Here is an 11,942-nt window from a genome sequence, read left to right on the forward strand (position 1 = left end):
ACACACAAGTTCCTATGAGCGAGCGCAATGCAGGGTTAAACGCTGCAATGCAGAAGTCGGGGACGGTTCAACTCATTTCATCGCACTTTAGGCTCTCAACAGCTTCATTGGATCGGCGGCCCTCTGCATCAGTTGCTCGAGCGTGCATTGCCTCGGCGACTTGTCCGGACGCCAGCCCGTAGCCCGGATGGAGCGCAGCGTAATCCGGGACCGCGATCCGCGGATACAGAACCCCGGATTACGCTTCGCTTCATCCGGGCTACACGAGCAAAAACAAAACGGCCGGCTGATCGCCGGCCGTTTCACAATCAGCTAATTTGATGCGGATCAGACTGCGGCGGAAATCCACTGCTGCAGCTTCGCCTTCGGCGCGGCACCGACCTGACGGGACGCCATCTCGCCGCCCTTGAAGATCATCAGGGTCGGGATCGACATCACGCCATATTTCGAAGCGGTCTTCGGGCTCTCGTCGACGTTGAGCTTCACGATCTTGACCTTGTCGCCCATCGCGCCGGAAATCTCGTCAAGCGCGGGCGCAATCATGCGGCAAGGACCGCACCACTCGGCCCAGAAGTCGACGACCACCGGCCCGGTCGCCTTGAGCACTTCGGCTTCGAAATCGGCGTCAGACACCTTGCCAACGGACATGGAAGTACCTCGTTCGGTTGTGACAAAAGGGCGCGGTTGAGAATCGCGCCCGGGAGCATGGGGCAAACGTATGAACGCCCCCTTGCCGGGTCAAGCTCAGTCACGCCGACATGACCTTATGCCAGCCCGGCGTCCAGCGCGTGGGCAGAAAGTTCCATGATTTCAGGTGTTTCCGTCCAAAGCAGCGCGGCGCGGACGGGGCGCTGGGGATAAAGCCTGGCGAGCAGCGCGCGGTACAGCGCGAGCTGCCTGACATAGCCCTTGGGCGCCTCGGCCGCGGTCGTCGGCGGCGCGTGGTTGGTTTTGAAATCGACGATCAGGACTTCATCCGGCGTCACCACCAGCCGGTCGATCTGGCCCGAGACCAGCGCCTTGGGCTGGCCCGGCCGGTCCAGCCGCCCGACGATCGAGACTTCCGCGCGACTGCCGGGGGCGAACACCGCAGCGAAACGCGGGTCGACGATCAGCCCGAGCACCTGGTCCGCCAGCGCCGCGCGCTCCTCCTCGCTCCAGCCGTCGGCATTGCGCGCGAGATAGCCGAGCGCGGCGTGGCGCCGCCGCTCGGCGGCGACATCGGGCAGCGACTGCAGCAGGCGATGCACCAGCGTGCCGCGCTGCAAGGCTCGGGCGCGCAGCAGGACGGACTCGCCGGTCCGCACATGGTGGCCATCGCCATCGGCGGGATCGGACGGACGCAGCAGGCCGGGGGCGGACGCTTCGGGTGCGGCTGTGGTGTGCAGCCACGACGGCAGCGCGACCGGCGCCAGTGCCGTCGATGCGGTTGCGCCGGTAGTTGCGGTGCCGTCCTCGGGCCGCGAGTAGCGCTTGATCTTGCCGGCCGGCGTCTCCAGCTCCTCGAGCTTGAGCCCGGAATTGGCCAGTCCCCTGGTGATCAGGTCGTACCAGGAGGATTTCCGCACCGTGTTCATGTTGCCCGGCAGGCAGCCGCCGACGACGAGCCGATCGGCGGCGCGCGTCATCGCGACATAGAGCAGGCGGCGATATTCGTCCTCGGTGTCGCCGAGCATCGCCGTGCGCGCGTCGGCGACGCGGGGCGGGTCTTCCGCCTTCTTGCCGGCCCACACCACGACGCCGGGCGCATGCGGCGCGGCGTTGCCCTGCGGCAGATGGATCAGGCGCAGGCGCTGCGTGTCGGATGGCGACGTCGTGGTATCCACCAGGAAGACGACCGAGGATTCCAGGCCCTTGGCGCCGTGCACGGTCATGACGCGGACCTCGTCGCGCGAGATCTCCATGTCGCGCTTCACTTCGGTGTCGGCGGCGCGCAGCCATGCCACGAAGCCCTGCAGCGAGGCCGGCGCCTTACGTTCATAGCTGAGCGCGAGCTCGAGGAATTCGTCGAGCGCGTCATTGGCCTCGTGCCCGAGCCGCCGCAAAATGCGCGCGCGTCCGCCGTCGCCGCCGAGCAGCCAGGCATAGAACGCGAACGGCGTTTCACTGACGAAGCGACGCTCGCATTGCTCGAGACGCCTCAGCACACCAGCAACGCGCTCATCGGTCGGCGCCTGCGCGGCGAGCGCCTCGCGCAGCGAGCCGCGGCGCTCCCACGCCAGCTTGAACAGATCGTCATCGTCGAGACCGAACAGCGGGCTCTTCAATGCGACTGCGAGCGCAAGATCGTCCTGCGGCAGCAACAGCGCATCGGCAAGGTTCATCAGATCGATGATTGCGATGTGCTCGGTCAGCTTCAGCCGGTCGGCACCGGCGACCGGGATGTTGGCGTGCTTCAACGCCTGGATCACGGCATCGAAGGCGTTGCCGCGGCGGCGCACCAGGATCAGCATGTCGCCGTAGCGCAACGGCCGCCGCGCGCCGGCGCTGCCGGTCATGGTGCCGCTCTCAACGAGGCGCTTGATCTCGGCCTGGATGCGTCGTGCGAGCTTCACCTCGGGGCTCGTCACCGACACGCCGTCGAATGGCGCGCGCCAGCCTTCGATATCCTGGCGATCGTCGGCTTCGGCGAGATCCCAGAGTTCGATCAGGCTCGGGCCGGCGTCGGTCATCGCGTTGTGGATCGGATAGCCGTTCTCGACGGCATGGATGCTGCGATAGATCTCCTGCTCGCGGAACACATGATCGACCGAATGCAGGATCGTCGGTCCCGAGCGGAACGAGTAGGTGAACGAGACCGGGTCGAACTTCAGCCCGGCCTCCTCGAACCGCCGCTTCAGCTCGCGCCGGCGCAGGTCGAATTCGCGCGGGGCGGCGCCTTGGAACGAGAAGATCGACTGCTTCTCGTCGCCGACCGCAAACACGGTGCGGACCAGGCCGTCGCGCGCGCCGGCGCCGGAGGTGAATTCCGAGATGATATGGGCGACGATGTCCCACTGCCGCGGGCTGGTATCCTGCGCCTCGTCGATCAGCACGTGATCGACGCCGCGGTCGAGTTTGTAGTGCACCCAGCCCGAGGAGACGCGGTTCAGCATCTCCAGCGTCTTGTCGATCAGGTCGTCATAGTCGAGCAGGCCGCGTTCCAGCTTCTCGCGGCGGTAGTTCGCGGCTGCCGCGGTTGCGATGTAGATCAGCGCCTCGGTGCGGTCGCGGGCGACCACGGCGCGGCGGCGCTCGATCAGGGGGCCGAGCCGATCGACTTCCGATTCGAAGCGCCGGCCCGGGACGGGATTCTTCTTGATGAAGTTGTTGGTGATGACAGACGCGCGGGGTGCGCGGTCGTCCGTGAGGAAGACGCCGAGATACTCATCGACCTGAGCCGCACCGGTAAAGGTCAACGCACCGCGCAGCCGTTCCGCCTGCTTCTGGTCCGCCTTGCTGCTGGTGTCGAGGACCGAGGCCACGTCTTTCCAGCTTGAACGCGGCAGGTTCGGGCCATCGACGATCTCGCGCTCGACATCCTCGATGCGATCATCGGGCGATACTCCGAGTGCGGCCGACATCTGCGCGGCCGCCGCGGCGGCGCTGCCGGCTGCATCGGTCCAGGCCATGAAGTGGTCGCGGCTGAGACAGGCTTCGCGGATCACGTCCTTGAAGGTGACGTCGGCAGCGCTCGCCATCGCCGTCATCAGCGCGCGGCCGGTCGGACTGTCGGGATTGCGCGACGCTTCCAGGAACACCGCGAGATTGGCGCGTTCCATCATTTCGGTCTGGTCACGGTCGTCGAGCACGGCGAAACGCGCCGGCACGTTGGCCTCGAACGGAAACTGCTGCAGCAGGCGGGTGCACAGCGCGTGGATGGTCTGCACCTTCAATCCGCCCGGCGTCTCCAGCGCGCAGGCAAACAGCTTTCGCGCATCGCGCCGGAGCTTCGCGCTCGGGTAGGCGATGCCGGCCTCGCGGATCGCAGCATCGAGCGCGGCGTCGTCGAGCGTCACCCAGTGACCGAGCGTCGTGAACACGCGCTCGGCCATGTTGGCGGCGGCAGCCTTGGTGAAGGTGATGCAGAGGATCTTCTCGGGCGGAACGCCTTCGAGCAGCAGGCGGATGACGCGCTGGACCAGCACGTGCGTCTTGCCCGAGCCGGCATTCGCCGACACGAAGGTGGATGCCTTTGGGTCGGACGCACGCGCCTGCGCGTCGCGCACCGCGGACGGAATCGGGCGGGGCGCTTTCACCATTCTTCGATTCCCAGGCCGCCGGCGGCGGACCATTCCTTGATCCGCGCAAGATCGTCGTAGGCGCCGTAGCGGTTTGCCCACATCGACAGGTTCAGTGAGGTATAGGCCTGCTGCTCGTCGTCGAAGGCGCGGATCAGTGCCTCCAGCTTGTGCCGCGCGCTGTCGGCGGCCTCATCGGGCGGCTGCGGCGTGTCGCTGGGCTTGATCTTCAATTCCAGTGTGCGCTGCTCGCCGGGCGGATTGTTGCCGCTCAGCCTGACATAGACGAGCTCGCCGACCGAGGAGCCGGCCGGAATGTCGGCAAAGCCGCCCTCGCGCAGGATCGCGGCTTCCAAAGTGAGTTGGGGCGAAAGCCCCATGCGCACCTGCTTTCCGGTCGGTGGCTGGCCGGTCTTGTAATCGAGGATCGCGAAGCTGCCGTCATCCCGCCGCTCGATGCGGTCGGCGCGCGCGGACAGCGTGAAGGTCCGCTCATTGCCGAGGGGAATGCCGATCTCGCCTCGGATCTCGGCCTTGAGCGCCTCGATCTGACCGCGCCGGGCCTGCTCCCATTCGGTAAACCATGCCGCGATGCGCTGGAAACGCGGCCACCACAGCGCGCGCGCCTCCGGGCGCTCCATCAGGGGCGCGAAATACTTGCCGCCGATCTCGCGCAGCGTGCGCATCGTGTCGGGTGGCAGGGCGTCGGCATAGGTTTGCGTGAACTCGCCGAGCGCTTCATGGATCGCCGAGCCGCGATCGGCGGCCGACAGCGGCATATCGACGGGATCGAGCGGATCGAGCTTCAGGATATAGCGGGCATAGATCGTGTAGGGATCGCGCAGCCAGTCCTCGATCGCGGTGACGGACATTTTCAGCGGCCGTGCCTCGCGCGGCGGCCGTGGTTCCGGCTGCGGGATCGGCTCGACCTTGTCGGGCCGGTCGAGTTCGGCAGCATATTGCACATAGATTTCGCCGGCGGCGTTCGCTGCCTTCCAGCGCTCTTCGCCTGCAACCGCTTCCAGCCGATGCAGGAAGCGCGAGGCGACCGCCGGCGCGCCGCCGACCTTGGCCGCATGCGTCAGGATCACCTCGTCATGACCGAGCAGCTGCGCGAAATCGTGTGCGGAGAGGCCGATGCGCCGCTCCGGCAGGTCGAGGCCGAGTTCGTGCCGCATCGGCCGGCTCAGCCAGGGATCGATCCGCGGCGCCGGCGGCCAGACGCCCTCCACCAGTCCGCCGAGGATGACGCGATCGGATTCGGTGAGACGCGCTTCGAGCTGGCCGAAGATGTTGAGCTGGGCGCCGGCGGATTCCGGCCGCCGCACCATGCGGTCGGCGAACGCGGTCTGGAACACTTCGGGATAGTCAGCGAGCGGCGTGGCCAGACCGCTCGGCTGCTGCTTGGCGAGCAAATCGTCGAATGCCGATGCCAGCGCTCCGCCGGCGCGCTCCTCGAACACGACGGCGACGCCGTGCTGGTCGCAGGACAGCGCCATCAAGGCTTCGCGATGCCGTGATGCCAGTTCTGCGAAATCGTGGGGTTTCGACGACGCCATACCCTCAAGCGGCGCGAGCGCCGCCTGCAGCTTCGCAATCAGGGCCTGCGCCTGGTTGAGCTCGTGGTCGCGCAGGCGCGCGCGCTGCTCGGCCGGGTGCAGCGACGAGGTCTCGCCGTTGCGCAGTTTTGCGAGCTCGGTGCGGAAGCGCTCGAAATCTCGCGCAAGGCCGCCGGTTCCTGCTTGCGGCCGCGTCCCGCGCAACACCGCGAGCTCCAGCACCTCGATCGCGCGCTTCAGCGCGCCGTGAGCGCCACCGAGCCGGAACAGCGGATGCTTGAGCAGCGCGAGCAATGTCGGCGGCTCCAGTCCCTTCGCGGCCGCCTCTGCCGCGAGGCGGGCGAACACACCCGGTGCCGTCTCCATCAGCGCATCGCCGCCGGAATCGTCGAATTCAAGATTCCAGCGCGTCAGAGAAGCCATCACGCGGCGCGCCAGCGCGCGGTCCGGCGTCACCAGCGCGGCCGATTTGCCGAGATGCCGCGCCTCGCGCATCGCTACCGCGATCGCCAGCGCCTCCATCTCCGGATTCGGCGCCTCGACCACGGCGAGGCTGCTCATGCCGGCGGAAATACGCGCGACGATCTCGGGGCGTTCCAGGCGGTCGTGCCATTGCGCGGTCGCTGTCGACGGCCGCATCGTCTCCGACACCAGCACCTCGCGGCCGAGCGGCGCTGGTGTTGCAAGGCTCTCGACATCGCGACGCTTGATGCCGAAACGATCAAGCAGCGCATGCATCGCGAATTGCGGATGGTTCGACGAAGGCGGCGTAGTGAACCTGCCGTCGTCGCTGCGCTCCCCGCCGATGGTGTCCCAGGAGTCTTCGTCGAGGTCGGTATCGAGCCCGGGCAGCACGACCGCGCCGTTGGGAAGCTTTGCCACGGCGTGCAGGAATTTGGCGGTCGCCGGCATCGAGCCGGTCGAGCCGGCCGCGATCACCGGGCCCGCGTGATGCGCGGTGAGCCGCGCCGCTTCCGCCTCGATCAGGAGATCGCGCCGCGCCGCGGGCTCGATCCGGCCGATCTCCTTCAGGTAGTTCGGCCAGGCATCGCGCGCGATGCGCAGGAATTCGAGCGAATGCTGCCAGTATTTGTCGAGCTGGTCCGGCACCAGCCGGTCGAGCTCGCGCCAGTCGACGCCGCGCGTCACCATGTCGTCCATCAGCCGTGCGAGGTCGCCGGCGAGCTGCAGCGTCGACGCCGGGCCGCCAACCACCAATGGCGACGACACCGGCGTCTTCGCCCAGGCGGCGACCAGATGCGCCAGCGTCAGGCGGCGCTCGAGCTCGCCGAGTTTTGGCGGAATATCGAGCGGCGCCGCGCCGCCGACGTCGTCAGACTGGTCTGCGAAGGCGAGCTCGTCCTCATCGATATCGCCGAGCGCGACGATCCGCGGCAGCACCGCGGCATCGGCATCGAGCACATCGAGGAAGACTTCGCGCGCCAGCCGCCCGGCACGCCGGGTCGGCAGATAGAGCGTGGCATTGGCAAGCTGCGCCGGATCGTTCCGCGCGTCGAATCCCGCGACCAGCCGGCCGTCGACCAAAGCCGAGATGACGGTGTGCAAGAACGGTGCGGAGATGGGAACGCTGAAGACGCGCATGAGCTGCCTGATTCGGAATCAGGCGCCAATATAGGGAGGGCCAACCACCATTAGCCACCCCTTCAATGTCGTAGTCGCCCGGCGCTACGGCTGACGGCACCCAGAAACCAGCGCAGCGCAGGATCTTCAGCGGCGCGTCTGGTGTGGATGAGATCGATCGCGAAGTCAGGGAGGTCGAAGGGCGGTGTGACGACGGCTACATCGGCGACTTCCGTGAAGCGTCGGGCGATGCGTTCCGCCATCGTGGCGACAAGATCGGTGCTGGCCACGGCGAAGGGAACGGCCACGACATGCGCAAGCGTCACGGCCACCCGACGCTTCAGGGCGTGGCGCGCCAGCAGGGCGTCGATCACGCTCGGCAGGCCGTCGCCGCCGGCGGCCGAGAACAGGGCGTGCGGCAAGGTTGCGTAGTCCTCAAGACTCAGGCGTTCCGATCCGTTCGCGCGGGTCGCGTCGCGGATGCAGACAAAGCGCTCCTCGAACAGCCGATGCCGAACGCAGCGCGGCGAATCCGGCAGGTGCCCGCCGATCAGCGTGTCGAGCTCGGCGCGCTCCAGTTTCGCCAGAGCCGCGGTCGCATCCGTCAGCGGGCGCACGGCGAGGTCAATGTTGGGTGCTTCCGTGCGCAGCAACCGGGTCAGTTCCGGCACCAGCACGAGATCGCCGTAGTCCGTCGTGGCAATCGTGATGCGCCGGCGCGCCGTGGACGGATCGAAGCTTTGATCGGGCGCGAGTGCGCCGCGGATCTGACGCAAGGCCTCGCCGATCGGCGCCGCCAGTGCCAGCGCCTTTTGGGTCGGCTGCATGCCCGCGCCGGCGCGCAGGAACAGTTCATCGCCAAACAGGGCGCGCAGCCTGCGCAACGCGCTGCTCATCGAGGGCTGGGCCAGGCCGATGCGCTCGGCCGCACGAGTGACGTGGCGCTCCTCCAGCAGCGCTTCGAAGGCGACCAGCAGGTTGAGATCGACGGCCGATAAATTCATAGTGACAATAATGCCTATTTGAATAATCAATTTCAACAATGATCTGCGCGCATCTATGGTTGCACCGGACACATGACGACAAGGCGAGACGATTTGGGGCGATCATTCGCAAGGCTGGTGCCACGGGGGCCGACGCTGCTCGCGATCGGCGTCCTCGCCGGACTGGCTTTCCCCGCCCTGGCGGATGCCGTCCGTCCGCTGATGGCGGCCGCGATCTTCGTTCTGGTGCTCGGCACCTTCCTCCAGGTCGACGGCGAGGCCTTCCGGCGCGCGCTGCGGCGGCCGCTGGTCTGGTTGCTGTTGCCTGCGGCCGCCATGCTGGCCTGTCCGCTCGCGGTCGGCTTCGCCGCGCGAGCCGCCGGATTTCAGGCGGAGCTGTTCGTCGCGCTGGCGCTCTCGGTTTGCGCTCCGCCGTCGAGCGGCACGGCTGCGGTCGCCCGCATGCTGGGCTTCGATGCGACCGTTCCGCTTGCGGTGACGCTGCTGTCGATGGCGCTGGCGCCGATCACCGTGCCGCTGATCGCAGCAGGGTTCACCGGTCTCGCACTCGATCCGCTGGCGCTCGCGGCGCGATTGGCGCTGCTGGTCGGCGGCGCCGGTGCAGTGGCCCTGCTGCTTCGCCAGAAAGCGGGCACGCTGTTGGTGAAGCATTCGCGCAGCATCGACGCCCTCGTGCTCGCCTCGCTGCTGCTGTTCGCCGTTGCCACCATGGCCGGGGTGCGCGCGCAGATCGAAACGCAGCCGGTCGCTGCGTTCACCTGTGTCGGCCTCGCCTTCGCTTGCAATGTCGCGTTGCAAGTGCTCGGCGCCCTGCTCACGCCGGGCAGTCTGGCCGAGCGGCTGACCATTGGCCTCATTCTCGGCAACCGCAATGTCGGGCTGGTCTGGTCGGCGATGGGCGCGGCGGTGTCGCCAACGACGGCGCTGTTCTTTGCGGCGACGCAATTTCCCATCTACATGACACCGCGCCTGATCGAGCTCATTGTCTCGCGCAGGCAAAAGGAGGAGTCCTCAGCATGAGCGCCCCGATCCTCACGGAAGACCTCGCCGTCCGCTTTGCCTGCATCGCGCTCGGGCATGTCACGCGCGAATATCCGAACAAGCCGGATCATGTGCTGGCGGGGGCGCAGGACGCGCGCACGCCGCGCGAGCTGCACCCTGTGTTCTACGGCAGCTACGATTGGCACTCCTGCGTCCACAGTTACTGGATGCTGGCCCGACTGCTGCGCCGCTATCCGAAGTCCGAAGCCGCCGACGACATCCGCGCCTTGTTCGACGAGCAGTTCGTCGCGGAGAAGATCGCGGCCGAGTGCGCCTATCTCGCAGCCCCGACGGCGCGGGGCTTCAAGCGGCCCTATGGCTGGGGCTGGCTATTGAAGCTCGCAGCGGAACTCGCGTCCCTCGACGACGCCAGGTGGCGCGACCGCATCGCTCCGCTCGCCGAGATCTTCGCGCAGCGCTTTCGCGATTTCCTGCCGCTTGCCAGCTATCCGGTGCGGGTCGGCACGCATTTCAACACGGCCTTCGGGCTGCGCATGGCCGCCGACTATGCGGCCGCGACCCAGGATAGCGCGTTCACCACGCTGTTGCGCGAGACGGCACTGCGCTGGTACGGGGTCGACGAGGATTGCCCCGCCTGGGGCGAGCCGAGCGGCGACGATTTCCAGTCTTCCGCGCTGATCGAAGCCGAATGCATGCGCCGCCTGCTGCCGCAGGACGCGTTCCTGCCCTGGTTCGATCGCTTCCTGCCGCGGCTTGCGCAGCNGAGCCGGCAACGCTGTTCCGGCCGGCCACAGTTACCGATCGCACCGACGGCAAGATTGCCCATCTCGACGGCCTCAATCTCAGCCGCGCCTGGTGTTGGCGTGCTTTGGCCGAGGCGTTGCCTGAAGCCGATTCCCGCAGTCCGATTCTGCAGGATGTCGCACGACGCCATCTCGACGTCGGCCTTCCCCATATCGCCGGCGATTATATGGGCGAACACTGGCTGGCGAGCTTTGCCGTGCTCGCTATCGACGATGAGGGCTAAATGCGGATGAGATTAGATCGAATAGCGATCATGATTGCGCTGCGCTCCCTCTCCTCGTTCTTTACGGGGAGAGGGTTGGGGTGAGGGGCCATCTCCGCGCAGACGGCGATAGCTGCGTTTGCGAAGACTCCCCCTCACCCGGAACGCATCTAACGATGCGTTCCGACCTCTCCCCGCACGCGGGGCGAGGTCAAGCGGAGTCCGTTGCTAGATTCGAAGTAAAGCCATCGCGCCTTAGCGGCGGAGGTTTACGCCACACTTTCCAGAAATGCCTCTTCCGCGGCCTGGATTGCGTCGGGAGTTCCGACATGCATCCAGACGCCGTCGAGGCGCAGGCCGAACAATCGTTCCTGCTCGTTGGCGCGGTCGAACATCTTGGTCAGCGAGAATTCGCCAGTGGGCGCGTCGGCGAACAGCGCCGGCGACATGATCGCCACACCCGCATAGACGAACGGCACCACCTGGTTCTCACGCCGCTTGCGCAGCGCGCCGTCGGGCAGCATGCCGTAGTCGCCGCGGCCGCTATAGCCGATGCTCGAGGCGGTCGGCGCCATCAAGAGCAGGATATCCATGCGAGCCGGATCGAAGGCTTCGGCCAGCCGCGCCAGGTTGGAGCGCACGCCGTCGATCCACATCGTGTCGGCGTTGAGATGGAAGAACGGGGCATTGCCGAGCAGCGGCAGCGCCTTCACGACGGCGCCACCGGTGCCGAGCACCTGATCGCGCTCGTCGGAGATGATCACGCGCGGGCGGCTGCGGATCTTGACGTGATCGATGATCTGATCGGGCAGATAGTGCACATTGACGACGGCTTCGCTGACGCCGGCGCCGGCGAGCTTGTCGAGCACATGGTCGAGCAGCGGCTGGCCCGCCACGCTCACCAGCGGCTTCGGCATCGTATCGGTCAGCGGGCGCATGCGTACGCCGAGGCCTGCGGCGAGCACCATGGCTTTGTGCGGGGTGACGGGCATCTTCCGGACAGTCTCGATCATCATTTCTCTGCGCCGATCATACCACGGCGATTCGGCAGGCACATCGACCAGACGCCATAGTCATCCGACATGACGGCCGTAAGACGGCAATGACGACAGCGACCCTTGTTTGAGCATGATCCTGTCGGAAAGCCGGTCTCCACCTTTCCGGATCACGCTCTAGACGTCAGCGGCCTGTGCGCTGCGGCGGGTCATTTTTTTCTTCTTGTCGCCTTGTTTCAGGAAATTGACGCCGATCTGGTCGCCATTGACCCATGCCAGCTCGCAGCGGCGATAGGCCAATCCTGTGGACGACAGCAGCAGGAAAAATTCCTTCAGGTTCAGTCCCTCGACCGAACCCTCGACGGTGAGCTTGGCGCCCATCTCGGATACGTCTTCCATGACGCAGTCGCGACGCCAGGTCCCGTCGATGCCCATCATGTGCGCAGTGATGCCACGCTCGAATGTGACACGATCGCCCCTGCGTCGTTCCGTCGCCATGATGGTCCCGCTCCAGATCCGGCCGCGCCCGGTACAGGGCACAACCAGTGCAACCTTAGGCGGTCGACGGCTAACAA

7 protein-coding genes and 2 pseudogenes are annotated in these 11,942 nt (G+C 66.7%); 3 read left to right on the plus strand and 6 right to left on the minus strand.

Features of this window, described 5'->3' with window-relative positions; translation table 11 throughout:
* Positions 1-327: 327 nt before the first annotated feature.
* From trxA to AS156_RS14025, 4 genes are all read right to left on the minus strand, one after another.
* Positions 328-648 carry a thioredoxin gene (trxA, locus tag AS156_RS14010; protein ID WP_066504853.1) on the minus strand — a complete coding sequence of 107 codons (321 nt, stop codon included), beginning with the start codon at positions 646-648 and terminating at the stop codon, positions 328-330.
* Between the two features lie 116 nt (positions 649-764).
* Positions 765-4,241 (minus strand): double-strand break repair helicase AddA, encoded by a 3,477-nt coding sequence (gene addA / locus AS156_RS14015; RefSeq protein WP_066504856.1) that lies wholly within the window; start codon positions 4,239-4,241, stop codon positions 765-767.
* Positions 4,235-7,381 carry a double-strand break repair protein AddB gene (addB, locus tag AS156_RS14020; RefSeq protein ID WP_066504865.1) on the minus strand — a complete coding sequence of 1,049 codons (3,147 nt, stop codon included), beginning with the start codon at positions 7,379-7,381 and terminating at the stop codon, positions 4,235-4,237. The genes addA and addB overlap by 7 nt, the downstream gene beginning before the upstream one ends.
* Before the next feature lie 62 nt (positions 7,382-7,443).
* Positions 7,444-8,400 carry a LysR family transcriptional regulator gene (locus AS156_RS14025; protein ID WP_245312807.1) on the minus strand — a complete coding sequence of 319 codons (957 nt, stop codon included), beginning with the start codon at positions 8,398-8,400 and terminating at the stop codon, positions 7,444-7,446.
* Between the two features lie 57 nt (positions 8,401-8,457).
* Here AS156_RS14025 and AS156_RS14030 point away from each other — a divergent pair, with 57 nt between their 5' ends.
* The 3 genes and pseudogenes from AS156_RS14030 to AS156_RS44350 all read left to right on the plus strand — a co-directional run.
* Positions 8,458-9,384, plus strand: a complete 927-nt coding sequence (locus AS156_RS14030; protein ID WP_245312808.1) for a hypothetical protein — start codon at positions 8,458-8,460, stop codon at positions 9,382-9,384.
* Positions 9,385-9,428: 44 nt separating this feature from the next.
* Positions 9,429-10,128, plus strand: a pseudogene (locus tag AS156_RS14035) (DUF2891 domain-containing protein); the annotation flags it as partial.
* Between the two features lies 1 nt (position 10,129).
* Positions 10,130-10,393: pseudogene (locus AS156_RS44350) on the plus strand (DUF2891 family protein); the annotation flags it as partial.
* A gap of 248 nt (positions 10,394-10,641) precedes the next feature.
* Here AS156_RS44350 and AS156_RS14040 read toward each other — a convergent pair.
* Both AS156_RS14040 and AS156_RS14045 read right to left on the minus strand, forming a co-directional pair.
* Complete coding sequence (locus AS156_RS14040; RefSeq protein WP_066505339.1) at positions 10,642-11,364, minus strand: nucleotidyltransferase family protein; 723 nt, start codon at positions 11,362-11,364, stop codon at positions 10,642-10,644.
* Positions 11,365-11,544: 180 nt separating this feature from the next.
* On the minus strand, positions 11,545-11,865 hold the full coding sequence (locus AS156_RS14045; protein ID WP_066504878.1) for a PilZ domain-containing protein: 321 nt from the start codon (positions 11,863-11,865) through the stop codon (positions 11,545-11,547).
* Positions 11,866-11,942: the final 77 nt, after the last annotated feature.

The sequence above is a fragment of the Bradyrhizobium macuxiense genome (assembly GCF_001542415.1).
In the GTDB taxonomy this organism is placed as follows: Bacteria; Pseudomonadota; Alphaproteobacteria; order Rhizobiales; family Xanthobacteraceae; genus Bradyrhizobium; species Bradyrhizobium macuxiense.